The 25,216-nt window shown below is 64.2% G+C and carries 23 protein-coding genes and 1 tRNA gene; 6 read left to right on the top strand and 18 right to left on the bottom strand.

The annotated features are described in order from the left end of the window. The first annotated feature begins 150 nt into the window (after nucleotides 1-150). Together argB and FG13_RS19485 are read left to right on the top strand one after the other, a co-directional pair. Nucleotides 151-1,044 carry an acetylglutamate kinase gene (argB, locus tag FG13_RS19490; protein WP_010393729.1) on the top strand — a complete coding sequence of 298 codons (894 nt, stop codon included), beginning with the start codon at nucleotides 151-153 and terminating at the stop codon, nucleotides 1,042-1,044. Between the two features lie 39 nt (nucleotides 1,045-1,083). Then, nucleotides 1,084-1,158: transfer RNA gene (locus tag FG13_RS19485), tRNA-Thr, on the top strand. A 146-nt stretch (nucleotides 1,159-1,304) separates the two neighbouring features. On the opposite strand, the gene FG13_RS19480 is transcribed toward FG13_RS19485, so the two are convergent. Then, nucleotides 1,305-2,174, bottom strand: a complete 870-nt coding sequence (locus tag FG13_RS19480) for a TraB/GumN family protein (protein ID WP_235211774.1) — start codon at nucleotides 2,172-2,174, stop codon at nucleotides 1,305-1,307. 95 nt (nucleotides 2,175-2,269) lie between these two features. Here FG13_RS19480 and FG13_RS19475 point away from each other — a divergent pair, with 95 nt between their 5' ends. From FG13_RS19475 to pabB, 3 genes are all read left to right on the top strand, one after another. Continuing rightward, nucleotides 2,270-3,004, top strand: coding sequence for a pyrimidine 5'-nucleotidase (locus tag FG13_RS19475; RefSeq protein ID WP_035823526.1), 735 nt, complete (start codon nucleotides 2,270-2,272; stop codon nucleotides 3,002-3,004). A 102-nt stretch (nucleotides 3,005-3,106) separates the two neighbouring features. Then, entirely contained in the window at nucleotides 3,107-3,682 is a 576-nt protein-coding gene (gene slmA, locus FG13_RS19470; protein WP_035823524.1) for a nucleoid occlusion factor SlmA, read from the top strand. 20 nt (nucleotides 3,683-3,702) lie between these two features. Next, nucleotides 3,703-5,541 carry an aminodeoxychorismate synthase component I gene (pabB, locus tag FG13_RS19465; protein ID WP_035823522.1) on the top strand — a complete coding sequence of 613 codons (1,839 nt, stop codon included), beginning with the start codon at nucleotides 3,703-3,705 and terminating at the stop codon, nucleotides 5,539-5,541. On the opposite strand, the gene FG13_RS19460 is transcribed toward pabB, so the two are convergent. After that, nucleotides 5,534-5,896 (bottom strand): DUF1428 domain-containing protein, encoded by a 363-nt coding sequence (locus FG13_RS19460; RefSeq protein ID WP_035823520.1) that lies wholly within the window; start codon nucleotides 5,894-5,896, stop codon nucleotides 5,534-5,536. The genes pabB and FG13_RS19460 overlap by 8 nt on opposite strands. 115 nt (nucleotides 5,897-6,011) lie before the next feature. Further along, nucleotides 6,012-6,605, bottom strand: coding sequence for a glutathione peroxidase (locus FG13_RS19455; protein WP_035828486.1), 594 nt, complete (start codon nucleotides 6,603-6,605; stop codon nucleotides 6,012-6,014). Between the two features lie 181 nt (nucleotides 6,606-6,786). Here FG13_RS19455 and FG13_RS19450 point away from each other — a divergent pair, with 181 nt between their 5' ends. Beyond that, nucleotides 6,787-7,935, top strand: a complete 1,149-nt coding sequence (locus tag FG13_RS19450) for an extracellular catalytic domain type 2 short-chain-length polyhydroxyalkanoate depolymerase (RefSeq protein ID WP_035823518.1) — start codon at nucleotides 6,787-6,789, stop codon at nucleotides 7,933-7,935. Nucleotides 7,936-8,066: 131 nt separating this feature from the next. On the opposite strand, the gene gabD is transcribed toward FG13_RS19450, so the two are convergent. The 15 genes from gabD to FG13_RS19375 all read right to left on the bottom strand — a co-directional run bounded on the left by gabD (nucleotide 8,067) and on the right by FG13_RS19375 (nucleotide 25,114). After that, nucleotides 8,067-9,521, bottom strand: a complete 1,455-nt coding sequence (gene gabD / locus FG13_RS19445; RefSeq protein ID WP_035823516.1) for an NADP-dependent succinate-semialdehyde dehydrogenase — start codon at nucleotides 9,519-9,521, stop codon at nucleotides 8,067-8,069. Between the two features lie 92 nt (nucleotides 9,522-9,613). Further along, complete coding sequence (locus FG13_RS19440) at nucleotides 9,614-10,456, bottom strand: PPK2 family polyphosphate kinase (protein WP_035823514.1); 843 nt, start codon at nucleotides 10,454-10,456, stop codon at nucleotides 9,614-9,616. After that, nucleotides 10,453-10,875 (bottom strand): CoA-binding protein, encoded by a 423-nt coding sequence (locus tag FG13_RS19435; RefSeq protein WP_035823512.1) that lies wholly within the window; start codon nucleotides 10,873-10,875, stop codon nucleotides 10,453-10,455. The genes FG13_RS19440 and FG13_RS19435 overlap by 4 nt, the downstream gene beginning before the upstream one ends. A gap of 66 nt (nucleotides 10,876-10,941) precedes the next feature. Further along, nucleotides 10,942-11,595, bottom strand: coding sequence for a bifunctional 2-keto-4-hydroxyglutarate aldolase/2-keto-3-deoxy-6-phosphogluconate aldolase (locus FG13_RS19430; RefSeq protein WP_035823510.1), 654 nt, complete (start codon nucleotides 11,593-11,595; stop codon nucleotides 10,942-10,944). A gap of 13 nt (nucleotides 11,596-11,608) precedes the next feature. Continuing rightward, nucleotides 11,609-12,505: an SMP-30/gluconolactonase/LRE family protein gene (locus tag FG13_RS19425; protein ID WP_442905208.1), complete on the bottom strand. Its 897-nt coding sequence runs from the start codon at nucleotides 12,503-12,505 to the stop codon at nucleotides 11,609-11,611. Nucleotides 12,506-12,520: 15 nt separating this feature from the next. Continuing rightward, nucleotides 12,521-14,251, bottom strand: a complete 1,731-nt coding sequence (gene araD / locus FG13_RS19420; protein WP_035823508.1) for an L-arabinonate dehydratase — start codon at nucleotides 14,249-14,251, stop codon at nucleotides 12,521-12,523. Beyond that, on the bottom strand, nucleotides 14,248-15,261 hold the full coding sequence (locus FG13_RS19415; RefSeq protein ID WP_035823506.1) for a 2-dehydro-3-deoxygalactonokinase: 1,014 nt from the start codon (nucleotides 15,259-15,261) through the stop codon (nucleotides 14,248-14,250). Before FG13_RS19415 ends, araD begins: the two co-directional genes overlap by 4 nt. A gap of 84 nt (nucleotides 15,262-15,345) precedes the next feature. Continuing rightward, nucleotides 15,346-16,119, bottom strand: a complete 774-nt coding sequence (locus FG13_RS19410; protein WP_081922646.1) for an aldose epimerase family protein — start codon at nucleotides 16,117-16,119, stop codon at nucleotides 15,346-15,348. Further along, nucleotides 16,116-17,315 (bottom strand): XylR family transcriptional regulator, encoded by a 1,200-nt coding sequence (locus tag FG13_RS19405; protein ID WP_035823502.1) that lies wholly within the window; start codon nucleotides 17,313-17,315, stop codon nucleotides 16,116-16,118. Before FG13_RS19405 ends, FG13_RS19410 begins: the two co-directional genes overlap by 4 nt. A 32-nt stretch (nucleotides 17,316-17,347) precedes the next feature. Continuing rightward, nucleotides 17,348-18,490 (bottom strand): sugar ABC transporter permease, encoded by a 1,143-nt coding sequence (locus FG13_RS19400; RefSeq protein ID WP_035823500.1) that lies wholly within the window; start codon nucleotides 18,488-18,490, stop codon nucleotides 17,348-17,350. Beyond that, a complete protein-coding gene (gene xylG / locus FG13_RS19395) occupies nucleotides 18,487-20,058 on the bottom strand; it encodes a D-xylose ABC transporter ATP-binding protein (RefSeq protein ID WP_035823498.1) in 1,572 nt (523 codons plus the stop codon). The genes FG13_RS19400 and xylG overlap by 4 nt, the downstream gene beginning before the upstream one ends. 188 nt (nucleotides 20,059-20,246) lie before the next feature. Next, complete coding sequence (gene xylF, locus FG13_RS19390) at nucleotides 20,247-21,221, bottom strand: D-xylose ABC transporter substrate-binding protein (protein WP_099377905.1); 975 nt, start codon at nucleotides 21,219-21,221, stop codon at nucleotides 20,247-20,249. A gap of 153 nt (nucleotides 21,222-21,374) precedes the next feature. Further along, complete coding sequence (locus FG13_RS19385) at nucleotides 21,375-23,162, bottom strand: IlvD/Edd family dehydratase (RefSeq protein WP_035823496.1); 1,788 nt, start codon at nucleotides 23,160-23,162, stop codon at nucleotides 21,375-21,377. Continuing rightward, on the bottom strand, nucleotides 23,159-23,926 hold the full coding sequence (locus tag FG13_RS19380) for an SDR family NAD(P)-dependent oxidoreductase (protein WP_035823494.1): 768 nt from the start codon (nucleotides 23,924-23,926) through the stop codon (nucleotides 23,159-23,161). Before FG13_RS19380 ends, FG13_RS19385 begins: the two co-directional genes overlap by 4 nt. 27 nt (nucleotides 23,927-23,953) lie before the next feature. Continuing rightward, nucleotides 23,954-25,114 carry a fumarylacetoacetate hydrolase family protein gene (locus FG13_RS19375; RefSeq protein ID WP_035823492.1) on the bottom strand — a complete coding sequence of 387 codons (1,161 nt, stop codon included), beginning with the start codon at nucleotides 25,112-25,114 and terminating at the stop codon, nucleotides 23,954-23,956. Between the last annotated feature and the right edge of the window lie 102 nt (nucleotides 25,115-25,216).

Genomic DNA, 25,216 nt, shown 5'->3' with positions numbered 1-25,216 from the left:
GGGGACATATCGGGCCAGACTATAGGATCATCAGGGAAAATACAACAAGATCGCCCTATAATGCCTCCAGGATTTTCTTCTTCCCTGTAAAATCGCACAAATCTATTTTCCGGACTCGCCATGAATCAACTAGCTAACTTGAACCTGGACATGAATGACGACTTGACGGCGGTGTCGCCGCAAATCAAGGCGCAGATTCTGGCCGAGGCCCTCCCCTACATCCGCAATTTCCACGGCAAGACCATCGTCATCAAGTACGGTGGCAACGCCATGACGGACGAACGCCTGAAGCACGGCTTCGCGCGCGACGTCATCCTGCTCAAGCTGGTCGGCATGAACCCGGTCGTGGTGCACGGCGGCGGACCGCAGATCGACAACGCGCTGAAAAAAATCGGCAAGCAAGGCACTTTCGTGCAAGGCATGCGCATCACCGATGAAGAAACCATGGAAGTGGTGGAGTGGGTGCTGGGCGGCGAAGTGCAGCAGGATATCGTCATGCTGATCAACCATTACGGCGGCCAGGCCGTAGGCCTGACGGGCAAGGATGGCGGCTTGATCCGCGCGCGCAAGATGCAGATGCCGGACCGCGAACATCCGGGCGAATTCCTCGATATCGGTTTTGTGGGCGAGATCGACGCGATCAACCCGGCCGTCGTCAAGGCGCTGCAGGACGACGCCTTCATTCCCATCATTTCGCCGATCGGTTTCGGCCAGGATGGCCAGGCCTACAACATCAACGCCGATGTCGTGGCGGGCAAGATCGCGGAAATCCTGAAAGCGGAAAAGCTGATCATGATGACCAACATCGCCGGCGTCCAGGACAAGCAGGGCAACCTGGTGACCGACCTGTCGGCGCGCGAAATCGACGAGATGTTCGCCGATGGCACGATCTCGGGCGGCATGCTGCCGAAGATCTCGTCCGCGCTCGACGCCGCCAAGTCCGGCGTGAACACGGTGCACATCATCGATGGCCGCATCGAACACTCATTATTGCTGGAAGTGTTGACCGAGCAGGCTTTTGGTACTATGATCCGTTCGCACTAAAAATAATTCGGCGCAATTCACCCAGCGCCGATTTTTTATGCCCTTGTAGCTCAGTGGTAGAGCACTCCCTTGGTAAGGGAGAGGCCACGTGTTCGATCCACGTCAAGGGCACCATCGACTTATCCCCGTATCTGAAAAATGTCCATGGCTGCGTTGCCTCGCCTCGCCGTACATGCGTACTGTCTTCGGCTCGGCGCCTTGCCCTGAACACTTTTCATCTACTCTGCCGCGTGTTTTGCGCGGCTGAGCCAGCGCTATCGCTAATACACCCGTTCGACCTTCAATCCGCGTTTACGCAGCAAATCCGGCACGCTCTTTTCGCCGACCAGGTGCAATACGCCGATGGCGGCCAGGCTGGACTTTTCGCGCGCCAGCAAGTTGGCGATGCCGTCGGCCAGGGCCGGGTTGCGGCCATCTAACAACACCTTTTGCACGAACTGCGCGGCGAACGAGGGGTCTGTTGCCGCCTTGGCCGCCAGCTTGTCGAAGGCGACCGCGTCGGCCGTGCGCCATGCGTTGGCGATCTCGCGCGCTTCCTGGCTTTGTTCCTGATCCTCGATCGACGCCACGCCGTCTTCCAGGAAGCGGCATTGATCCAGCGGTGTCATCGCGCCGAACAGCGCCATCTGGCCTTCCATCGATTCGAGTTCCAGCACGGGGATCTTGCGCGCCTTGGCTTGCTGCGACAGATAATTGTCGACGGCCAGATCGGAGCGGTAGCCCAGGGTGGAAAATTCGCCGATGGCCAGCATGCTGGCCAGCATCCACGGCTTCATCGGCGCCACCGATTCGGATGGAATGCCGTATTTTTGCAACAGCGGCGCCAGACGCGGCGCCAGCGTCTGGCGGCAGTCAGGCGGCACTTTGCTGCCCGGCGCCTCCATGCCGTATTTCAGCACGGCGCTGATGGCCTTGCGCGGATCGGCGCCCGGATCGATCTCCAGCGCCAGCGCGCCAGCGCCTTCCAATGCCCGCGTCACGGTCGGCTCGAGCGGATAAAAATCGGGCGCGCCGACGTGGATGGTACCGAACAGATACAGGGTGTGGCTGGCGTCCTGCACCTTGAACAGGGCGCCGCGGTTTTGCGCCACGGGCGGCGCTTCGGCAAAGGCCGCCGGCAACGGCAGCAAGAATAATCCGCAAAACATCACTATAATCTGGCGTCGCATGGTTTTCCTGATTGTTGATTTTTTCATCCTGCTTATCCTCTTGCCTAAAGACTCCTGTGCCTGTGCCCCATCTTAACCGCTCGTCGCCGGTCTGGCTGTTTGACCTCGACAACACGCTGCACAATGCATCGCACGCCATCTTCCCCACCATCACGGCCAATATGAACACGTATATTGCCCGCGTACTGGGCGATGGCGTCACGCCGGCCGATGACGCCATCGTCAATGCGGCGCGCGCGGCCTACTGGCGCCGCTATGGCGCCACCTTGCTGGGCATGGTCAAGCATCACCAGGTGCAGGCCGCGCATTTTTTGCACGAGACGCATGCGTTCGACGATTTGCGCGCGATGATACGCGCCGAGCGGGGGCTGGGGGCTTTACTCAAACGCCTGCCTGGCCGTAAAATTTTACTCACCAACGCGCCGCTGCGCTATTCGAGCGACGTGATGCGCCACCTGGGCTTGCGCCAGCATTTTTCACACCACATCGCCATCGAAGCGATGCATGTGCACCGCCAGCTGCGGCCCAAGCCATCGACCCTGATGCTGCGCAAACTGATGCGCAAGCACCACATCCGCCCTGGCCGCTGCATTCTGGTGGAAGACACCCTGGCCAACCTGAAGGGTGCGAAAAAACTGGGCCTGCGCACGGCCTGGGTCACGCAATACCTGAAAATGGCCGATCCGATCGGCGTAGCGAAGCTGCCCAAGGCGTTAAATCGCCCCGCTTACGTCGATGTCAAAGTAAAATCTGTCCGGCATTTGGCACGCCGCCTTCACCGTCTGCGTTGAAGGGGACTCCTGGGCTTACGGTTGACGCCGGAAGCCGCACCGCTAGCGGCGGTGACGGATATCCCCATCAAGGCAGCATTTTTTTTAACGACAAGAGAAAATATGGCAAGCACACCGCCGGGCCAACGCAGGCTACAAATTCTTCAGGCCCTCGCCGCAATGCTGGAGCAGCCGAAAGGCGAAAAGATCACCACCGCCGCACTGGCGGCCAGACTGACCGTGTCGGAAGCGGCCCTGTACCGCCATTTCGCCAGCAAGGCGCAAATGTTCGAAGGGCTGATCGAATTCATCGAGTCGAGCGTCTTCGGCCTGATCAACCAGATCGCGGAAAAGCACAGCGACGGCATGACGCAGACGCGCGACATCATCGGCATGCTGCTCAATTTCGCCATCAGCAATCCGGGCATGACGCGCGTATTGATCGGCGATGCGCTGGTCAATGAGGACGAGCGCCTGCAAGTGCGCATGAACCAGTTCTACGACCGCGTGGAACTGGCGCTCAAGCAGGCCTTGCGCGTGGCCGCCGCCGAAGGCCATGGCAAGGAAAGCGAAGTGGCGGCACGCGCCACCCTGATCGTCGGCTTCGTCATCGGACGCTGGCACCGCTACGCCAAGAGCGGCTTCAAGATCAATCCATCCCAGGAAGCGGCGCTGCAAATCGCCATGCTGCTGGGGTAAGTCACCGCCGCGGCTGTCCCATGCACACCGACTGTTTCGCCCTGCTCGACGACGCCAGTACCCCGGGCGCCGGTTCGCGCCTGTACACGGGCCTGGCGGCAGTCTTGCAGTGCAGCGAGGGGCAACGGTGGCCGGACCTGCTCACAGGGCTGCAAGAGGCTTTACAACGCGGCCAGTACGCCGTCAGCGTGTGCAGCTACGAGCTGGGCGCGCATTTGCTGGCCATGCCGCCGCGCGCGGCAGGCATCAACGCGCCGCCGCTGGCGCAAGTGCTCGTCTTTGACCATTGCACCCAGCTGTCGCAGGACGAGGTGGCGCAGTGGCTGGACTCTCGCGTCGGCGCGGACGCCGCGCCGGCCGGCGTGGCCGATATCCACGCGAACGTGGATCAAGCCGAATTCACGCGCGCGCTGCACCGCATCCACGACTACATCGTGGCCGGCGACACCTATCAGGTCAACTACACGTATCGCTTGCGCTTCGATGCCTTCGGCTCGCCCCTGGCCCTGTATGCACGGCTGCGCGCGCGCCAGCCCGTGCCCTACGGCGCGCTGGTGATGCTGCCCGATGGCGGCGCCCTGCTGTCGCTGTCGCCGGAGCTGTTCGTGCGCCATGCGCAGGGCGAGTTGATGGCGCGCCCCATGAAAGGCACGGCGCCGGCCGCCCCTGCCGAACAGGCGGCAGAAAACGCGCGCCGCGCCAGCGCCCTGGCCCATGATCCGAAGAACCGCGCGGAAAACCTGATGATCGTCGACCTGCTGCGCAACGACATCGGCCGCATCGCCGTCACGGGTTCCGTCAAGGTGCCGGCCCTGTTCGAAGTGACGCGCTACAGCAGCGTGCTGCAAATGACCTCCACCGTGCAGGCGCGCCTGCGCGCCGACGCCAGCCTGGCCGACATCTTCCAGGCCCTGTATCCATGCGGCTCGATCACGGGCGCGCCAAAACGCCGCACCATGGAAATCATCGCCGAACTGGAACCTGCCGCGCGCGGCATCTACACGGGCGCCATCGGCTGGTTCGATCCGCCAGCCGCCGGCGCCGCCCACGCCGTGGGCGACTTTTGCCTGTCCGTGCCGATCCGTACCCTGGCCTTGCAACCGGCGAGCCCTGACGGCATCCGGCGCGGCGAGATGGGCGTGGGCGCCGGCATCGTCCTCGACAGCGACCCGCACGAGGAATTTGCGGAATGCCAGCTCAAGGCCCGCTTCCTCACCGGCCTCACGAACGACTTCGAACTGTTCGAGACCCTGCATGCCAGCCGTGCCGACGGTTGCCGCCAGCAGGAACGCCACCTGGCGCGCCTGGCCGCCTCCTGCGCCTATTTTAATTTTGCCTGGGATGCAAACGCTGCCCGCTCCGCGCTGCACGCGGCCTGCGCGGCGCGGACCGACGATGTCCCTTTCCGCCTGCGCCTGGCGCTGCGCCAGGATGGCCGGTTGACGACGCACAGCGGCGCGCTCAGCGCCTTGCCGGAGACGGTCAACGTCATGCTGGCGCCCGATACAACGACTGCCGGCGACCTCTTCCTGCGCCACAAGAGCAGCGTGCGTGCGCGTTATGACGCCGCCTGGCGCGCGGCCGAAGCGCAAGGCGGTTTCGACATGCTGTTCTTTAACGAACGGGGCGAACTGACCGAGGGCGGGCGCAGCAATGTCTTCGTCCAGCTGGACGGCCGCTGGCACACACCGCCCCTGTCCTGCGGCCTGCTGCCCGGCGTGCAGCGCGCCGCCATACTGGCCGATCCCGCCTGGGATGCGCAGGAAACCATCATCACGCGCGCCATGCTGGCACGGGCCGAAGCCATTGTTGTGTGCAATGCGCTGCGCGGGGCGGTTCCCGCAAAGCTGGTTATTTGATATCCACCTGCATTTCATAGCCGCCGTAGATCATGCGCTTGCCATCAAACGGCAATTTTTCCGGGTCCATCATCTCGGCCAGGCGCGGGTCTTTCATGACCTTGTCGTTGATTTCATCGCGCTTGGCGCGCGACGCATACACGATCCAGGAAAACACCACCACTTCGCCATCCTGCAAATCCACCGCCTGCGGGAACGAGGTCAGCTTGCCCGGCTTGACATCGTCGCCCACGCATTCGCGAAATTCCAGCGCGCCGTACTCTCGCCAGACGGCGCCGCAACTGCGCGACATGGCCAGGTAGGCATCGAGCTTGGCTTTCGGTACGGGCACCACAAATCCATCGACATACGCCATGATGTTCTCCTTTGTTGAGACAAACGTGAACAACCAGCTTAGGACAATGATGGCAAGACGACAAGCGCGGCATTAAAAAAAAGCAGGCGATCAAGCCTGCTTGTGTGTTGGTAACTTACAGCGCCAGCGCTTTTTCCACCGCGCCAACGAGTTTCTTGTCGTCCGGCGTCACCTTGCTGGGGAAGCTTTCCACCACTTTGCCGTGGCGGTCGATCAGGTATTTATGGAAATTCCAGGCCGGGGTCTTGCCCGTCTGCTTGATCAGGTCCACGTACAGCGGGTTCGGCGCGGGGCCGGAGACGACGGACTTCGAAAACATGGGGAACTTCACGCCATAGGTGTTGTAGCAGAAATCGGCGATTTCCTTGCTGTTGCCGGGCTCCTGCTTGCCGAAATCGTTCGACGGGAAGCCCAGCACCACCAGGCCCTTGCTGCCGTACTTCGCGTACAGCGCTTCGAGCCCTTCATATTGATTGGTAAAACCGCAATAACTGGCCGTGTTCACCACCAGCACGACCTTGCCTGCGTACTGGCACAGGTTTTGCGGCGCCTCGTCCTGCAGGCGGTTGAAGGTCTGTTTCAGAATGGCGGGGCAAGCCGCTGGCGCGGCGGCAGCTGGCGCGGTGTCGGCGGCATGGGCCGGCATGGCCAGGCTGGCGCCGGCGGCAAGGGTGGTCAGTGCAAACAGCTGGGCAAGGGTCTTGGACATGAAGGGCACCATGGTTGAACGGAAAAAAACCATTCTATGTCAAACGCCGCGCGTGCGTACAAGACGCACAACAACGACAATTACTTGAGCGACATCAACGACGGTGCAGTACTTGCCCAGCGCACAGTTTTTTTACCTATGCTCGGCCTTCCTGTCCCTTTCCTTGCCTTCTGGAGCCGCCATGCCCTTCCCGCACCTGACCGCGCACCTGACCACACTAACCACCGCCGTGCTGGCCGCCAGCCTGCTCATCCTGGCGCCAGCATGCACGCACGCCGCCACGGCAGTCAAAGCCGCCAAAGCCGTCAAGCCCGCCGCGACCAAGGACGCCCCCGCCCTGCCCGGCTACCAGGCTGACCTGAGCCAGACCACCGTGTCCGGCCTGTCCTCGGGCGGCTTCATGGCGGCGCAGTTTGCCGTCGCCTACTCGGCCACCGTCGCCGGCGCCGGCATCATCGCAGGCGGCCCGTATTTCTGTTCGGGCCAGCCGGGCCGCTTCCCCTACATCCCCTACCTGACGAATGCCCTGACCACCTGCATGAATCCCGGCAGCGCCCAGGTGGCGCCACCCGTCGCCAGCGAATTGCTGCGCGCGGCGAACGATTTTGCGCGCGCCCGTCTCATCGACGACACGGCCAACCTGAAACGCCAGCGCGTGTATCTGTTCAGCGGAACGAAAGACCAGACCGTGACACGGCCGGTGGTGGAACAGGTAGGGAAATTCTATCAACTGGCGGGCACGCCGGCGGCGCAAATCCGCTTCGTCGACACGCTAGGTGCGGGCCACGCCATTCTGACCGACAGCAACACCGACAAGCCTTGCGCCGTGACGGAATCGCCCTTCATCAACGATTGTGACTACACGCAGGCGCGCGACATCCTGCAGCACCTGTACCCGGACCTGCAACCGTCGGCGACCAGCCTGACGGGCAAGCTGATCGCCTTCAATCAGCGCAGCTTCATCCAGAACGCGTACTCGAGCATGAACAATACGGGCTACGCCTACATCCCGAAAGCCTGCGACAGCGAGAGCTGCCGCGTGCACGTGGTGTTCCACGGCTGCCTGCAAACGACGCAGGCGATCGGCGACCGTTTCTATACGAGCACCGGCTACAACCAGGTGGCGGACGCCAACAAGATCATCGTGCTGTACCCGCAGGCTGAACCGAGCCCCGTCTACCCATACAACCCGAAAGGCTGCTGGGATTTCTGGGGCTACACCAGCATCAATCCGATCGACCCGGATTTCTACCGCAAGAGCGGCACGCAGATGGAAGCGGTCAAGGGCATGCTGGACCGGTTAGCATCGGCTCGCAACAGCCGTCGATAACAGACGTAACGGATGCTTGAGAAAATCGTAGCGAGCGGCAACGATTTCTGGCTAAGAAGCGCAGCTGTACTTTAGTACAGCGAGCATCGCAGGCCGGAAAGCGCGCCGCGCAGTAGATTTAATCAAGAATCCTAGATCCCGCCCATGCAGATGTATTTGATGACCAGGTAATCTTCGATACCGTAGGTCGACCCTTCACGGCCCAGGCCCGATTGCTTGACGCCGCCGAAGGGGGCGATCTCGTTCGAGATCAGGCCCGTGTTGACGCCCACCATGCCCGTTTCCAGGCCTTCGGCCACACGCCAGATGCGGCCGATGTCGCGCGAATAGAAGTAGGCGGCCAGGCCGAATTCCGTGTTGTTGGCCAGCCCGATCACTTCATCGTCCGTCTTGAAGCGGAACAGGGGTGCCAGCGGGCCGAAGGTTTCTTCGGTGGCCACGCGCATGTCGTTTGTCACGTCGGCGATGATGGTCGGCTCGAAGAAGCCATTGCCCAGCGCATGGCGCTTGCCGCCGGCCAGCAGGCGCCCGCCCTTGCCCAGCGCGTCGGCCACGTGTTCTTCCACCTTGGCGACGGCCTTGGCGTCGATCAGCGGGCCTTGCGTGACGCCCGCTTCGATGCCATTACCCACTTTCAGCTTGGCTACGGCGGCCACCAGCTTGTCGGCAAACGCGTCATACACGCTGTCCTGCACGTACAGACGGTTGGCGCACACGCAGGTCTGGCCCGCATTGCGGTATTTCGAGGCGATGGCGCCTTCCACTGCCGCGTCCAGGTCGGCGTCGTCGAAGACGATGAACGGCGCATTGCCGCCCAGTTCCAGCGACAGTTTCTTGATCGTCGGCGCGCACTGCTCGGCCAGCAAACGTCCCACCTGGGTTGAACCCGTAAACGTCAGCTTGCGCACGATGGGGTTCGACGTCATTTCGCCGCCGATGTCTTTCGGCGCGCCCGTAACGATGCTGAACACGCCGGCAGGCACGCCCGCGCGCTCGGCCAGCACGGCCAGCGCCAGCGCGGAAAACGGCGTTGCTTCCGCCGGCTTCAGGACCATCGGACAGCCGGCGGCCAGGGCCGGGCCGACCTTGCGCGTGATCATGGCGGCGGGGAAGTTCCATGGCGTGATGGCGGCGCACACGCCGATCGGCTCCTTGGTGACGACCAGGCGGCGGTCAGGCCACGGCGATTGCAGGGTCTCGCCCGCGACGCGCTTGCCTTCTTCCGCAAACCACTCGATGAACGAGGCGCCGAACTGCACTTCGCCCTTCGCTTCCGGCAGCGGCTTGCCCTGCTCGGTGGTCATGATCAGCGCCAGGTCGTCGGCGTTTTCCAGGATCAGGTCATGCCAGCGGCGCAGCACGGCCGCGCGCTCCTTGGCCGTCTTCTTGCGCCAGGCGGGCCAGGCGGCATTGGCCGCTTCGATGGCGCGGCGCGTCTCGGCTGCGCCCATCAGGGGCACCGTGCCGATATGCTCGCCGGTGGCGGGATTGTTCACATTGATCGTCTGGCCACCATCGGCATCCGCCCAGGCTCCATTCACGTAAGCCTGGTGACGCAACAAGGTAGGATCTTTCAACTGCAGCATATGGATCTCCGGTCTGGTTTGAATTATCGACGAGGGATACTATGCCACAGCGCAGCCGATTCCGCAGGCGCGGCGCTGAATTGGCCTGAGCTCTACTCGACCTTGAAAGACGACAGTTTCGGGTCCGGCGCCGGGTATTCCAGCTTCATGCCCTGCAGGGTTTCCAGCAGCAGGGAAGCGACCACCAGGTTGCGCTGCGTCTTGGAGTTCGATGGCACCACGTACCATGGCGCGTGGTCGGCATCGGTCTCGCGGATCGCCGTTTCATAGGCGCGCTGATAGCCATCCCACTTCTTGCGCTGGGCGATATCGTTGGGGTCGAACTTCCACTGGCGGTCGGGATCGTCGAGCCGCTCCTGCAGCCGTCCCCGTTGCTCGTCCTTCGAGATGTGCAGGAAGATTTTCAGGATGACGGTGCCCGTCTCGCTCAGCATGCGCTCGAAATCGCGGATCTGCGCGTAGCGGCGCTGGCATTCCGCCTTGTCGATCATGTCCTGCACGCGCGTGATCAGCACATCTTCGTAATGGCTGCGGTTGAAGATGGCGATCTCGCCCTTCACGGGCACGTGCTGGTGCACTCTCCACAGGTAGTCGTGCGCCAGTTCGATATCGGTGGGGCCCTTGAACGCCACGGCGCGGATGCCCATCGGGTTGATGTTGCTGAAGATGGCCTTGACCGTGCCATCCTTGCCCGACGTATCCATGCCCTGCAAGACCAGCAGCACCTTCTTTTTGTGCTGCGCGTACAGCATGCTCTGGCACTCGGCGATCTGCGCCGTCAGGGCCACGGTTTCCTCGCGGTCCAGGGCCTTGCACTGGGCCGGCGTCAGCTTCTTGTTGGCCGCCTTGGTGGCGGCGCCCAGCAAGCGCTTGCCGGCGAATTCCTCGTTCAGCTCGAAGCCCTTGCCGGCGCGAAATTGCGTGCGCGCCTTCATGCCGCCACCGCCAGCTTGCGGTGCTCGATTTTTGTGCAGTGATCCATCACCACGTCGAGGCCCGCCGCCCGCGCCAGTTGCGCCGCCGGCTCGTTGACGATGTCGAGCTGCAGCCACAGGCAGCCGGCCTTGACGGCGATGGCTTCCTCGGCGATGGGCAGGATATCTTCGGACTTGCGGAAGCAATCGACGATGTCGATGCGCGCCGGTGCCACCGCAGCGGCAGCCTGCGTCAAGGTGGCGTAAGCGCGCTGGCCCAGCACGTCGCGCCCGGCCAGGGCCGGATTGACGGGCAACACGCGGTAGCCATGCCGCAGCAGGTAGTCGGCCACTTCATGGCTGGCGCGTTCGGGCTTGTCGGACATGCCGACGATGGCGATGATGCGGCTGTCTTGCAGGATGCGGGCGATGTTGGGCATATTCTGGTCGTAGTTAAGCGTGCGACATTGCCCGCCTAGCGTAGCAGAATTATTCAGGGCAGGGAGCTATCCAGAAGACCTAGAAGTCCGCACGGCCGCCATCTTCGCCACGAAAGCCTGCGCGCGCGCCGTCACGGCCGCGTAGTCGCCCGTCGCGCCAGGGCCACTGAGGCTGCTGCCGATGCCCACGGCCACGGCGCCGCTGGCAAACCATTCATGCAAGTTCTCCACCGTCACGCCGCCCGTCGGCATCAATGGCGCTTGCGGCAAGGGCGCGCGCAGAGCCTTGATGTAGGCGGGGCCGAACATCTCGGCGGGGAAGACCTTGACGATGTCGGCGCCGGCCTGCAGGGCCGTGACGATTTCCGTCGGCGTCATCGCGCCCGGCATGGACAGCACCTGGTAGCGCTGGCACAGCGCGATCGTTTCCACGTTGACGCTGGGCGAAATGATGAACTGGGCGCCGGCCAGGATGGCGGCGCGCGCCGTCTCCGTATCGAGCACCGTGCCCGCGCCCAGCAGCACGTCATGGCCATGGCGTTCGCGCAGGGTCCGCAGCACGCCCAGGGTATCGGGCGTGGTGAACGCCACTTCCAGCGCCGTGATGCCGCCGGCGATGCACGCCTCGGCGATCTGCACGGCCGCCTGCGCCGAATCGGCGCGCACGATGCCGACCATGCCCCGTTCGAGGATGCCATTGAAAACCGTGTGTTTTTGCATATGCTTTCTCCTGTCAGGCCGGCAGGGCGCCAAAGCGCACTTCCGGCAAACCGCGCACGCCCACCTGGCGCGCGTGGAACAATCCGCCAGCCAGCGGTTCGCTCGCCAGCTGGGCCGGGGTCAAGTTCTCCTGCGCCGTCGTGACGAACAATTCGTCGTAGTGCGGGCCGCCCAGGCTCACGCAGCTGGGCTGCGAGACGGGCAGGCTGATCTTGCGCTCGACGCTGCCGTCCGGCGCGAAGCGCAAGACCCTGCCGGCGCCCCACTGCGCGCTCCACAGGTAGTCATCCGCATCGATAATGGCGCCGTCGGCCGCGCCCGGTCCAGGGTCGAGCACGGCAAACACGCGCACCCGGCTGGCGTCGCCCCCCAGGTAATCGTCCCAGCGGTAGATCGCCCGCTTCATCGAGTCGCAGAAATACATGGCCGTGCCGTCGACGCTGAAGCAGATGCTGTTCGAGATGGCGATCTGCGGCAGCGGCAAGCGCTCCAGAGTCAAGTCCAGGTTGAGGCGGTAAAAGCTGCCGATGGCATCGCGGCACGGACGTTCATCGAGCGTGCCGAAGACAAAGCGTCCCTGGCGGTCGCAGCGGCCATCGTTCAGGCGCGTCATGGGCAAGTCGCCCTCCACCATGTGCAAGCGCGTGACGACCCCGCTGCGCGCGTCAAACCAGGCCAGTCCGGAGGCCAGTCCCAGCAACAGCACCTCGTCGCTATCCGTCAGCGCGAAGCACGCCAGGCGCTCGGGCATGGCCCAGCTCTGGCGCTCGCCCGTGGCCAGCACCAGCGCATGCAGCTGGCAGCCTTCGATATTCGTCCAGAAAACGCGGCCGCTGCGTTCGCACCAGCGCACGCCCTCGCCCAGGAAGTTTTGCGCATCGACCAGTAATTGCGCCTGTGTCCCCATCATCTTTTTTCCTTGTTTTCAGTGAGATTCGCGCGGAACGGCCGAACCGCGGCAACCGACGAGGAAATCGAGGTCCGCGCCTTCGTCGGCCTGCGTCACGTGCTTGATGTACATGGACTGGTAGCCGCCCTTCATGGCCGGCTCGGGAGCGCGCCACTCTTCGCGCCGGCGCGCCAGCTCCGCCTCGTCGACGTCCAGGTGCAAGCGGCGGCCCGCCACGTCCAGTTCAATCATGTCGCCATCACGCACCAGCGCCAGCGGCCCGCCCACGGCTGCTTCCGGCGCCACGTGCAGCACCACCGTGCCGTAAGCCGTGCCGCTCATGCGCGCGTCCGAGATGCGCACCATGTCGCGCACGCCCTGCTCCAGCAGTTTTTTCGGCAAGCCCATATTGCCCACTTCCGCCATGCCCGGATAGCCCTGCGGGCCGCAGTTTTGCAGCACCATCACGCAGCTGGCGTCGATATCGAGCGCGGGATCGTCGACGCGCTTTTTATAATGCTCGATGCTGTTGAAGACGACGGCGCGGCCACGGTGCTGCATCAGCTCGGGCGAGGCGGCGGAAGGCTTGATGACGGCGCCGCGCGGGGCCAGGTTGCCATGCAGGACGGCGATGCCGCCTTCGTCCTTGAATGGCTGCGCCAGCGGCGTGATCACCTCGGGATTGAAATTTTCCGCTTCGGCCACGTTGACGGCCATGGTCGCGCCCGTGACGGTGAGCGCCTCGCCATGCAATTTGCCCAGCAGGTCGCGGATGATCACGGGCAGGCCGCCCGCATAGTAAAAATCTTCCATCAGGTACTGGCCCGACGGCATCAGGTTCAGCAGGCAGGGAATGTCGCGGCCCAGGCGGTCCCAGTCGCCCAGGCGCATGTCCACGCCGATGCGCCCGGCAATCGCCAGCAAATGGATCACGGCATTGGTCGAGCCGCCGATGGCGCCGTTGACCATGATGGCGTTTTCAAACGCGTCGCGCGTGAGGATCTGCGACAGTTTCAAGTCTTCATGCACCATGTCGACGATGCGCCGGCCCGTCAGCTGCGCCTGCAGCTTGCGGCGCGCATCGACGGCGGGAATGGCCGCGTTGCCGGGCAGGGTCACGCCCAGCGCTTCGACCATGCTGGCCATGGTCGAAGCCGTGCCCATGGTCATGCAGTGGCCGGCGGAGCGCGACATGCACGATTCGGCCTGCTTGAATTCGGCGGACGTCATGCGTCCGGCCCGCACGTCTTCGGAAAACTTCCATACGTCGGTGCCGGAACCGATCGGTTTGCCCCGGTAATTCCCGTTCAGCATGGGGCCGCCCGACAGCACGATGGTGGGCAAGTCCACGCTGGCCGCGCCCATCAGCAGGGCCGGGGTGGTCTTGTCGCAGCCCGTCAGCAGCACCACGCCGTCGATCGGGTTGGCGCGTATCGATTCCTCGACATCCATGCTGGCCAGGTTACGGAACAGCATGGCCGTCGGGCGCAGATTCGTCTCGCCCAGCGACATGACGGGAAATTCGACGGGGAAGCCGCCCGCTTCGAGCACGCCGCGCTTGACCATCTCGGCCAAGTCGCGGAAATGGCCATTGCAGGGCGTCAGCTCGGACCAGGTATTGCAGATGCCGATGACGGGGCGGCCATCGAAGGCGTCGCTGGGATAGCCCTGGTTCTTCATCCAGCTGCGGTGAATAAAACTGTCCTTGTCGTCGCCGCCAAACCACGCTTGCGAACGCAAGGGACGCTTGTTCTTGTTGCTGCTCATACTGTCTCCTGCGGGGAAATCAAGCCGCGCGCGGCGGCGATCAGCAGCGCACCGTGACCGGCCAGATGGTCTTGCTGCTGGTCGTCAACGATGATGCGCTTGCCATAAAAAAATCCGTGTTCTTCGATCAGCAGCCCGAGCGCCTGGCGCAGCATGGGTTTACCTGTAATGACGAGCGGGCTATCGGGCCGCATCTGAATGGCGGTGCTGTTGCGCAGCGCCAGCAAGTCGCCGCTGAGGACGGCGCCCATCAGGAAATTGGCCCGCTCATTGCATTCGATGGCGCTGAACTGGCCCAGGGTGCGCACGCTGAAGCAGGCGCGCGCCAGCCCCGTTTTTTGCGCCGCGGCCGCGCCGGCCAGCAGCATTTTCGGCACCAGGGTCTGGGCAAAACCGCCATCGACCGATTGCTTGATCAGGGTGTGCTGCGTGATCGCCTGCAGCAGCTCGCCCGCGATGGTGGTGCTGCAGCCGAGGATGCGGCGCTGTTCGTCCACGCTGATCAGTTTGGTATGCGAACCGGGCATGATCAGGGTCGCCGCGCCGCGCAACTGCAGGCGCTCGAGCAGCGCGACGACTTCCGTCTCTTCGCCGCGCATCATGTCCATCGCCTCGACGTTATGCAGACCGACGGCGCCATGCTGGTTGCGCACGCCGGGAATCAGCCACAGAGGCTGCGCCAGCACGTCGGGCAAGTCCACCGCCTGCATGCCTTGCGCCAGCTGGGCCAGGCCGGCGGGCGCCGGCAAATGCGGCACTTCCCGCACGCCCATGGGCGAAGTGATCATGCCCGAGGCCACTGCCAGGTTCACCTCGGACGGCGCGATGCCGGCGCTGGCCAGCACGCTGGCGATGGTGTCGCGCAGCGCCTGTTTCAGCGCGCCGTTATGGCCATCGATGGCGGTATTGCGCACGCCCGTTTCCAGCTGCGCCTGGGCGACGACGGCGCCTGCGCGCCACAGCAAGGTACGCGTATTGGTGGTGCCGGCATCGATGGTGAGTATGTTCATGGGCAGGTTCGCAGCGTCGGTCAGGACAAAAATGAATGAGGGAAAAACTACCTCATGGTAGAACTGCCCCGCATATCTGACCAATCACTTATTTGACATCATTGATACCGGTTCGGATATGTCAAACGCATCGATATCCTGCACGCCTAAACGGTAGGCAAGGCTGAAGCGCATCACCTGTCCCGGCTGCAATTGCACGCCCTGCGCCAGCAGGGAAAAACAGCGCGCATCGGAATACAAATGGCAACTGTCCTGGGTACTGGAAAAACGCAAGACCCGGCCGGAAGCGGGGTCGGCCACCCGCGCCGCCTCGCGCAGCTGGCCGCTGCCCGTCCAGTAAAAGTCATGCCGGAATCCCGGTAAATGCACGAGCGCGGGCCAGGCCAGGCGTGTAGCGAGCGGCGCCGGCTGACGGAAGTCGAAGGCGCTGCCCGCCACATCGAGCGGCGAGCCGTCCGTGCTACCGCCAGGCCAAGGCCGGTAACGGTCGGCGGCCAGGCGCAGCACATGGTCGCCCACGGCAGCGCGGCCGCCCTGCAGATTGAACAGGGGTGCGGCCAGCGCAAAATGGGAAAGCGTATCGGCCGTGGCGGCGCAGTCGAGGTGCAGGCTGCCATCGTCGTCGAGCCGGTAGGCCAGGCGCACCGACAGGCCGTCGTGCGCCAGGTGCATCAAAAGGTGGCCGTCGTCCGGCGGCGCGCACCGCCAGCCCGTGGATGCACGCGCCGCAGGGGGCGCGGCGCCCAGCACATCGGCCAAGCGGCCATAGCGGTCGGGCGCCCACCAGGCCCGCACGCTGGCATCGTGCGCGTCGATGGCCACGCGCATGCCGCGCGCATTGTGCAGCAGATGCATCATGGCGCCTGCCCGGGCGCTGGCGGCGGCCGGCTGCGCTGCTGGAATTCGCGCGGCGTGCAACCGAGTTCGCGCTTGAAGACGGCATGCATGTACTGCACCGTGGTAAAGCCGCAACGCACGGCCACCTCGGCCACCTGCCCCGGCCCGCGCGCCAGCAGGGTCTTGGCCGCATCGAGCTTGAAATGCAGGATTTCGTCGTGCACGCTGCGCCCCAGCTCGTGGCGGAAGTGCGCTTCGAGCGAAGAGCGCGACACGCCCACGTAATCGGCCACCTGCTCCGTCTTGATGCCCTGGCAGGCATACTGGCGAATAAAATGGCGCGCCTGCATCACCTGCGGATGCTGGAAAGGCTGGTGGCGCGTGGACGCGAGCACGTTCAGGCCGGCCGGCGGCACGAGGATGCGCGTACCGGACAGGCGCGCGCCATTCAACATCTGATGCAGCAAATGCGCGGCCGTGCGGCCCATTTCCTCGGTGCCCTGGATCACGGAACTCAAGGGAATACGCGTGAGCATGCGCGCCAGCGGGTCGTTGTCGATGCCGATCAGGGCGACTTGCTCCGGCACGGCGATCCCCGCGTGCATGCACGCTTGCAGCAGCTGGCGCGCACGCGCGTCGCTGACGGCGATGATGCCGACGGGTTTTTCCAGGCTGTTGAGCCAGGCGATCTGCTGCTCCACCGCCTCGTCCCACGAAGGCGCGCTGGTGGCGACGCCCCGGTACACGTCGGCGCGCATGTGGTCGCGCTCCATCAGGGTACAAAACGCCGTTTCGCGCTCCTGCGCCCAGCGGTTGACATCGGCCTCGGGCAGGCTGAAACAGGCGAAACGCGTCAGGCCCGCTTCCACCAGGTGTTCATAGGCCAGCTTGACGATCTTGAAATTGTCGGTCGCCACATACGGAATGCCGGCCGGGTAATCCTCGGCGCGCGCATACGAGCCGCCCACAGCCACCACGGGCAGGCGGCTGTGCGCCAGCGCTTCGCAGACGGCGGGATCGTCAAAATCGGCGATGATGCCGTCGCCCTGCCAGCGTTCGATGCCGGGCAGGCGGCAGCGAAAATCCTCTTCCAGGAACAGGTCCCACGACACGCGCGTCGTGTTCAGGTAGGCGGCGATGCCCGCGATGATGTCGCGGTCGTAAATTTTATTCCCGTTAAACAGCAGCGCGATCCGGTGCGCGGTCGGCATCTTCATGGTGTCTCCTCCCGTGCCAGATCGTTTCACGGCTATCTACGCCCCGCTCGCGTGCTGACATCGACCCACACGGCCAAAGTGAGGATACTGCCTTTCACGATCATCTGCCAGTAGGTATCCACGTCCAGCATGGACATGCCGTTATCGAGGCTGGCCATCACCAGCGCACCGATCAGGGCGCCGTACACGGTGCCCGAGCCGCCGCGCATCGAGGTGCCGCCGATGAAGCAGGCGGCGATGGCATCGAGTTCGCTGAAGGTGCCGGCCGAGGGTGAACCGGCCGCCAGGCGGCCCGTGTTGATCAGGCCAGCCAGCGCGCACATCAGGCCCATGATGCCGAAGATCCACAGCTTGACGGCTTTCACGTTGATGCCGGACAGGCGCGTCGCTTCCATATTGCTGCCGACGGCATAGATGCGGCGGCCAAACACGGTCTGGCTGGTGATGTAGCTGAACAGTCCCAGCAAGGCCAGCAGCAACAGCACGGGCAGCGGGATGCCTTCATAGCCGTTCAGGGTTTGCACGAAGGCGTACAGCACGGCGCCGATGACGGCCAGGCGCAAGCCGTCGGCCCAGGACGCCGTCTGCGGCAAGCCATGCTGGGCGCGGCTGGCGCGCGCGCGCCACGTCAGGAAGGCGGCCAGCAGGAACAGGCCGATGCCCAGCACGATGCCGGGCACTGCGGGCAGGTAGCCCTGCCCCAGGTAGACCATCGGCTCGGAAACGGGTGCGATCGTGATGCCGCCCGTGATGCCCAGCAGGATGCCGCGATACGCCAGCATGCCGCCCAGGCCCACGATGAAGGACGGGATGCCGCGGTACGCCGTCAGGTAGCCATTGAGCAAACCGATCACCAGGCCGCAGCCGAGTACGGCCGCCAGGTTCAGCGCCAGCGGCCAGTGCTGCGTCACGTCGAGCACGGCGGCGATGCCGCCGAGCAGCCCCAGCAGGGAGCCGATCGACAGGTCGATCTCGCCGGCGATAATCACCAGCACCATGCCGCAGGCGAGGATGCCGGTGACGGACATCTGGCGCAGCAGGTTAGACAGGTTGCGCGGCGTGAGGAAACTGCCCTCCGTCTTCCACGAAAAGAAGGCCCAGATCAGCGCCACGGCGATCAAGAGGGCCAGCATCTTATATTGGGTAAACAGCTGTTTGATACTGTGCGGTTTCATGCTGCGGTTTCCTTGTTTGCGGTGTTGGCGGCGGGCGCCGGGCGCTGGTCCAGCGCCGCCGCCAGCACGGTTTCCTGGCTCAGGCCATCGTTGATAAAGTCGCCGCGCAGGCGGCCTTCGCCCATCACCAGCACGCGGTCGGACACGCCCAGCACTTCGGCCAGTTCCGACGAGACCATGATGATGGCCACGCCCCGGTCGGCCAGCGCCAGCATCAATTTGTAGATTTCATATTTGGCGCCCACATCGACGCCGCGCGTGGGTTCGTCGAGGATCAGCACGCGCGGGCGCGTCAGCAGCATCTTGGCCAGCACGGCCTTTTGCTGGTTGCCGCCCGACAGGCTCGTGATGGACAGCGACGGGCTGGCTGCCTTCAGTTCCAGCTGCGCGATCTCGCCGCGCACGGCCGTCAACTCCGCCTCGCCATCGATGCGCGTGGCGCGCGCGAATTCCTCCAGCACGGCCAGGGTGATGTTCTGTCCCACGTCCAGGTCGGGCACGATGCCGTGGTGCTTGCGGTCTTCCGGCACCATGGCCAGGCCCATGGCAATCGCCTTTTGCGGCGAGCGGGTATCGATCTTGCGGCCATCGAGCCACACCTCGGCCTGGCACGGCCCCTGGTAGGCGCCGAACAGGGCCGAGACCAGCTCCGTGCGCCCCGCCCCCACAAGGCCGGCGATGCCAAGGATCTCGCCCTTGCGCAGGGTGAACGACACATCGTCGACCCGCTTGCGCTGCGGGTTGTCGGCGTCGATGCAGGTCACGTGGCGCGCCTCGAACAGCACTTCGCCGATCGGTGCCGGCTGCGCGCGTTGCGGGTACAGCTGGCTCATTTCGCGGCCCACCATCTGCGCGATGATGCGCTCGACGTTCATCTGCGCCATCGGCGTAGTGGCGATATGCTTGCCGTCGCGGATGACGACGATGGTGTCGCAGATGGCCGCCACTTCATCGAGCTTGTGCGAAATGTAGATGCAGGTGACGCCCTTGGCCTTCAGCGCGCGCAGGATATCGAGCAGCACGGCGATTTCCGACGCCGTCAGCGACGACGACGGCTCGTCGAGGATCAGCAGGCGCGCATTCTTGTTGAGCGCCTTGGCGATTTCCACCAGCTGCTGGTGGCCGCCGCCGTAATTCATCACGGGTTGCGCCACGTTCAGTTCGGGAATTTTCAGTTCGCGCAGCAGCTCGTCGGCGCGCTTGTACATGGCCGCGTAATGCATGCGCCCGCCGGGCAGGGTCAGCTCGCGGCCCATGAAGATATTTTCGGCCACTGACAGCTGCGGCACCAGCATCAGTTCCTGGTGGATGATGATGATGCCCGCGTCTTCCGTGTCGCGGATCGATTGCGCGCGCAGGGGCTGGCCATCCCACAGGATCTCGCCATCCCAGGTGCCATACGGGTACACGCCGGACAGCACCTTCATCAGGGTCGACTTGCCGGCGCCATTCTCGCCGCACAAGCCGATGCACTCGCCGGCCCGCACCTGCAGGTCGATGCCGTCAAGCGCGCGGACACCGCCAAACTGTTTGACGATGCCTTTCATTTCAAGCAGATAGTCGGACATGCTCACTCTCGTTGCGGGTACGGAAAAAATGACGGATGACGGCCGATGCGGGCAATCGCAGGAGTAGGTCGGCTTAGCGCGCAGCGCGTAAGCCGACACCGCCACCGGCGTTGCCGGAGCCGGCGATTGTCGGATTACGCTGCGCTAATCCGACCTACTGCCAACGCGAACCGACATCAAGCGGGTAATCAATTACCCAGCTGCGCCTTGGTATAGAAACCGTCGTCAACGAGAATGTTCACATTCGCCTTGGTCAGCGGCGTAGGCTTCAGCAGCACCGTGCTGACTTTTTTCAGGCCGTTGTCATAGCTGGAGTTATAAGCCGGCTTTTCATTGCGCGCCAGTTGCACGGCCAGCTTGGCCGCTTCCGCAGCGATGGTTTTCAACGGTTTGTAGACCGTCATCGACTGCGTGCCGGCGATGACGCGTTTCACGGCCGCCAGATCGGCGTCCTGGCCCGAGACCGGCACCTTGCCGGCCAGCTTTTGCGCAGCCAGGGCCTGGATGGCGCCGCCGGCCGTGCCGTCGTTCGAGGCGACGATGGCGTCGATCTTGTTGCCGTTGGCCGTCAGCGCGTTTTCCACGATGGACAGCGCTTCGGTGGCGCTCCAGTCCTTCACCCACTGCTGGCCGACGATCTTGATGTCGCCCTTGTCGATGAACGGTTTCAATACTTTCATCTGGCCTTCGCGCAGCATCTTGGCGTTATTGTCGGTCGGCGAGCCGCCCAGCAAATAGTAATTGCCCTTCGGCTGCAGCTTGGTCACGCCTTCGGCCTGCATTTCTCCCACTTTCTCGTTGTCGAACGAGATGTACGCATCGATATCGGCGTTCAGGATCAAGCGGTCATACGACAGCACCTTGATGCCGGCCTTTTTCGCTTCCTTGACGGTGTTGTTGAGGACAGTGGCGTTGAATGGCACGATCACCAGCACGTCCACGCCGCGCGAGATCAGGTTTTCGATCTGCGAAATCTGGCGCTGTTCGCTGGCGTCGGCCGATTGCACGAAGACTTTGGCGCCCTGCTTTTCGGCGGCGGCGATGAAGAAATCACGGTCGCGCGTCCAGCGTTCCACGCGCAAATCGTCGATGGAAAAGCCGATTTTCGGGTTTTTCGCATCGGCCAGGGCGGCGCTGCTGCTCAATGCCAGCATGGCGGTCATGATGGCTGCACTGATGATCTTGTTCATTGTGTGTCTCCTTGTGGATTTTATTAACAACGTTTTTTTAACTACGGGTACTGCTGAAAAATTTTATGTCTGTGGTGGTGTCGGCTTACGCGCGAAGCGCTAAGCCGACCTACCCCGACCTGCCTGCTAATGGTTATGGCGCGGCAGGGTCTGGCCCACGGCGCGGTATTTCAGCGCCAGCTCCATGCAGGCGCCCGTTTCCAGCTGGCCCACGCTGGCGCGGTAGAGCTCCTGCCATGGCGTGGCGCTGTCATTGACGGGCGGCGGCAGCTCTTTGGCGCGGCGCGCCAGCTCAATGGCATCGACCAGCATGTCGCACTGGCCCGCGTTCAAGTCCACGCGGATCATGTCGCCCGTACGCAGCAGCGCCAGGCCGCCGCCCACGGCGCTTTCCGGCGACGCGTTCAGGATCGACGGGCTGTCCGAGGTGCCCGACTGGCGCCCGTCGCCCAGGGTCGGCAGGTTCAGAATGCCGGCCTTGAGCAAGGCGTCGGGCGGCTGCATGTTGACCACTTCGGCCGAACCGGGCCAGCCCACGGGACCTGCGCCGCGCATGACCAGCATGCAGCTGTCATCAATTTGCAGGGCCGGATCGTTGATGCGCGCGTGGTAGTCGGCAGAACCATCGAAAACGATGGCGCGCGCCTCGAATACGCCTTCGCTGCCGGGACGCGACAGGTAGCGCTCGCGGAAGGCGGGCGAGATCACGCTGGTCTTCATGATGGCAAAATCAAACAGGTTGCCCTGCAAGGCCATGAAACCGGCCTTTTCCTTCAGCGGCGCGGCAAACGGGCGGATCATCTCGCGGTCCGCGCTTTCACGGTCCGCCAGGTTCGCCGCCATCGTCTGGCCCGTGACCGTCAATCGGTCCGCGTGCAGCAAACCCGCCTGCTGCAGCTCCCACATCACGGCCGGCACGCCGCCGGCGCGGTGGAAGCGCTCCCCCAGGTATTTTCCGGCCGGCTGCATGTTCAACAGCAGCGGCACGTCGTAGCCGTGCTCCATCCAGTCGCTCGAGTGCAATTCCACGCCCGCATGGCGCGCCATGGCCATCAGGTGCGGCTGGGCGTTGGTCGAGCCGCCGATGGCCGCGTTGACGATGATGGCGTCCAGGAACGCCTCGCGCGTGAGGATGCTCGACGGACGCACGTCCTCATGCGCCATGGCGACGATGCGGCGCCCCGTTGCATAGGCGATCTGGCCCCGCTCGCGGTACGGCGCGGGGATGGCCGAGCAGCCCGTCAGCGACATGCCCAGCGCTTCCGCCAGCGCATTCATGGTCGATGCCGTGCCCATGGTGTTGCAGTGGCCGGCCGACGGCGCCGAGGCGGCGGCGATCTGCAGGAATTTGTCGTTGTCGATCAAGCCGGCGGACAGCTGGCGGCGGCCCTTCCAGATGGCGGCGCCGGAACCCACCAGTTCGCCGTCCATCCAGCCGTCAAGCATGGGGCCACCCGACAGCACGATGGCGGGAATGTCCACCGTGGCGGCGGCCATCAGCTGCGCCGGCGTGGTCTTGTCGCAGCCCGTGGTCAGCACCACGGCGTCGATCGGGTAGCCGTGCAAAATCTCCACCAGGCCCAGATACGCGAGGTTGCGGTCCAGCGCGGCCGTGGGACGACGGCAGTTTTCAAAGATCGGGTGCAACGGGAATTCCATCGGGATGCCGCCCGCGTCGCGGATGCCGTCGCGCACGCGCTGCGCCAGCTCCAGGTGAATGCGGTTGCAGGGACTGATATCGCTGCCGCTTTGCGCAATGCCGATGATGGGCCGGCCCGAACGCAGCTCCTCGGCCGTGATGCCGTAGTTCATGAAGCGCTCGAGGTACAGCGCCGTCATGTCGATGTGGTCGGGATTGTCGAACCAGTCCTGCGAGCGGAAGCGCCGCGCCGGGTGTTTATCCGAGGTGCTCATGCGCCGTACCAGCCTGCGTCGACGTAGTATTCGCGTCCGGCGCACTTGGCCGCGTTGTCCGACGCGAGGAACAGCGCCAGCGCGGCCACGTCTTCCGGTTCCACGCGCAGCTGCAGGCATTGTCCTTGCAGGATCACGGCTTCCGCTTCCGGCGTATGCCACAGCTTTTCCTGGCGCGGTGTGCGCACGGCGCCGGGAATGATGCAGTTGACGCGGATGCCGTCGACGCCCAGGTCGCGCGCCAGGCCGCGCGTCAGGCCCTCGATGCCGGCCTTGGCCGTCATGTAGATCGACAGGCGCGCTTGCGCCAGATGCCAGGAAATCGAGCCCAGGTTGAGGATCACGCCGCTGCCCTTGGCGCGCATGGCGGGCGCCACGGCCTGGGCGCAGAAATACTGGTGGCGCAGATTGACGGCGATACGTTCGTCCCAGTACGCGGGCGTGACGTCCTGCAGTTCGTGGCGGTCGTCATTGGCCGCATTGTTGATGAGGATATCCGTGGCCCCCGCGCTGTGTTCGATCTCGGCGAAGGTGGCGGCCAGGGCGCCAAGGTCCGTCAGGTCGCAATAGCGGAAAACGGGCGGCTGCGGCAGGTGCGCCAGCTTTTCCTGCAGCGCCAGCGACGCTTCGCGGGCGATATCGAGAAAGGTGACGTGGGCGCCCTGGCGCGCGAACGCCTCGACGATGGCTACGCCGATACCGGTGCCGCCGCCCGTGATGACGACGCGCTGGCCTTCCAGGCTAGGGTAAGTTGCATGCTGCATGGTGTCTCTCTTTTTAAAATAATCGGATCAAAGCAAGCCGCGTTGCGCCAGGTTCTGGTACAGCGCGCGCACGCCGAACGTCCAGGGGGCAATCGCATCGCAGCGCTGCACTTCGTTGACCAGCGCGCCCAGTGCAGCGCTGGCAATCGTCACCCGGTCGCCCAGGTGGTGCGTAAAGCCGCCGCCCTGCGCGCCGCGGTCCTTCACGGGCGAGAACATGGTCCCCAGGAACAGCATGAAGCCGTCCGGATACTGGTGATACTGGCCGGCCGTCTGGCGCACCAGGTCGAGCGGGTCGCGGCTGATTTCGCGCATGAAGCTGGCGCCTTCGAGCACAAAGCCGTCGTCCGCGCCTTCGATCAGCAGCGACACTTCCGCCTGACGCACGGTGTCGAGCGTGAAGTGCTCGTCGAACAGGCGGATGAAGGGACCGATGGCGCAGGAACCGTTGTTGTCCTTGGCCTTGCCCAGCAACAGGGCGCTGCGCCCTTCGATGTCGCGCAGGTTGACGTCGTTACCCAAGGTCGCCCCCAGCACCTCGCCGCGGCTGTTGACGGCCAGGACGATCTCGGGCTCCGGGTTGTTCCAGGCGGACGATGGCAGCAAGCCCACCTGCGCGCCGCAGCCGACCGACGACATCGGCTGCGCCTTGGTAAACACTTCCGCATCGGGGCCGATGCCCACTTCCATGTATTGCGACCAGGCGCCGCGCTGCTGCAGCTGCTGTTTCAGGCGCTGCGCCGCGTCCGAGCCAGGCTTCAATGCCGATAAATCGCCGCCCAGGGTCATTTGCAGGGCGGTGCGCAAGCTCGCCGCGCGCGCCGCGTCGCCGCCCGCCTGTTCCTCGATCACGCGTTCGAGCAGGCTGACGGCGAAGGTCACGCCGCAGGCCTTGACGGCCTGCAGGTCGCATGGCGCCAGCAGCAACGGCTGGCCGGCCGGCGCGGCCAGCGCCTGCTCCAGCAGCGCCTGCACGGAGCCGAGCGCGATGCCGGGCGCATGGCGGGCGATATCGAGCGCATCGCTGCGCTCGAACAGTTCGGCCACCGTCGCCACCGTCTGCGTGATGTCGACCATCTCGCCGCTGCGCACGGCGACGACGCACGGGCCGTCACGCCAGATGCGGCCGATGAGGACGGCCTGCGCCAGGTCGGCGGGCAACAGGGAGGCGGGAGAAATCGGCTGCATGGCAAGCTTTCAAAAGGTCGTGACGGGATGGCGGGTCTTCAAGTCCGGACCGATTCTGCGCGCCGCCCTGTGTCGCCGCAATTACGAAAATCACCAAATTGA

The sequence above is a fragment of the Janthinobacterium sp. RA13 genome, assembly GCF_000745325.1.
In the GTDB taxonomy this organism is placed as follows: Bacteria; Pseudomonadota; Gammaproteobacteria; order Burkholderiales; family Burkholderiaceae_D; genus Janthinobacterium; species Janthinobacterium rivuli.
This window is presented reverse-complemented; position numbering and strand designations above follow the sequence as displayed.

Excerpts from the sequence above, each read along its gene's own strand:
- FG13_RS19450 (WP_035823518.1), top strand. The coding sequence starts at position 6,787 with ATGCCCTTCCCGCACCTGACCGCGCACCTGACCACACTAACCACCGCC.
- xylG (WP_035823498.1), bottom strand. The coding sequence starts at position 20,058 with ATGTCCGACTATCTGCTTGAAATGAAAGGCATCGTCAAACAGTTTGGC.
- pabB (WP_035823522.1), top strand. The coding sequence starts at position 3,703 with ATGCACACCGACTGTTTCGCCCTGCTCGACGACGCCAGTACCCCGGGC.
- argB (WP_010393729.1), top strand. The coding sequence starts at position 151 with ATGAATGACGACTTGACGGCGGTGTCGCCGCAAATCAAGGCGCAGATT.
- gabD (WP_035823516.1), bottom strand. The coding sequence starts at position 9,521 with ATGCTGCAGTTGAAAGATCCTACCTTGTTGCGTCACCAGGCTTACGTG.
- FG13_RS19415 (WP_035823506.1), bottom strand. The coding sequence starts at position 15,261 with ATGAACATACTCACCATCGATGCCGGCACCACCAATACGCGTACCTTG.
- FG13_RS19435 (WP_035823512.1), bottom strand. The coding sequence starts at position 10,875 with ATGCCCAACATCGCCCGCATCCTGCAAGACAGCCGCATCATCGCCATC.
- FG13_RS19455 (WP_035828486.1), bottom strand. The coding sequence starts at position 6,605 with ATGTCCAAGACCCTTGCCCAGCTGTTTGCACTGACCACCCTTGCCGCC.
- FG13_RS19430 (WP_035823510.1), bottom strand. The coding sequence starts at position 11,595 with ATGCAAAAACACACGGTTTTCAATGGCATCCTCGAACGGGGCATGGTC.
- FG13_RS19440 (WP_035823514.1), bottom strand. The coding sequence starts at position 10,456 with ATGAAGGCGCGCACGCAATTTCGCGCCGGCAAGGGCTTCGAGCTGAAC.
- slmA (WP_035823524.1), top strand. The coding sequence starts at position 3,107 with ATGGCAAGCACACCGCCGGGCCAACGCAGGCTACAAATTCTTCAGGCC.
- FG13_RS19460 (WP_035823520.1), bottom strand. The coding sequence starts at position 5,896 with ATGGCGTATGTCGATGGATTTGTGGTGCCCGTACCGAAAGCCAAGCTC.
- FG13_RS19405 (WP_035823502.1), bottom strand. The coding sequence starts at position 17,315 with ATGAAGATGCCGACCGCGCACCGGATCGCGCTGCTGTTTAACGGGAAT.
- FG13_RS19375 (WP_035823492.1), bottom strand. The coding sequence starts at position 25,114 with ATGCAGCCGATTTCTCCCGCCTCCCTGTTGCCCGCCGACCTGGCGCAG.
- FG13_RS19385 (WP_035823496.1), bottom strand. The coding sequence starts at position 23,162 with ATGAGCACCTCGGATAAACACCCGGCGCGGCGCTTCCGCTCGCAGGAC.
- FG13_RS19380 (WP_035823494.1), bottom strand. The coding sequence starts at position 23,926 with ATGCAGCATGCAACTTACCCTAGCCTGGAAGGCCAGCGCGTCGTCATC.
- xylF (WP_099377905.1), bottom strand. The coding sequence starts at position 21,221 with ATGACCGCCATGCTGGCATTGAGCAGCAGCGCCGCCCTGGCCGATGCG.
- FG13_RS19400 (WP_035823500.1), bottom strand. The coding sequence starts at position 18,490 with ATGAAACCGCACAGTATCAAACAGCTGTTTACCCAATATAAGATGCTG.
- FG13_RS19425 (WP_442905208.1), bottom strand. The coding sequence starts at position 12,505 with ATGATGGGGACACAGGCGCAATTACTGGTCGATGCGCAAAACTTCCTG.
- araD (WP_035823508.1), bottom strand. The coding sequence starts at position 14,251 with ATGAGCAGCAACAAGAACAAGCGTCCCTTGCGTTCGCAAGCGTGGTTT.
- FG13_RS19410 (WP_081922646.1), bottom strand. The coding sequence starts at position 16,119 with ATGATGCATCTGCTGCACAATGCGCGCGGCATGCGCGTGGCCATCGAC.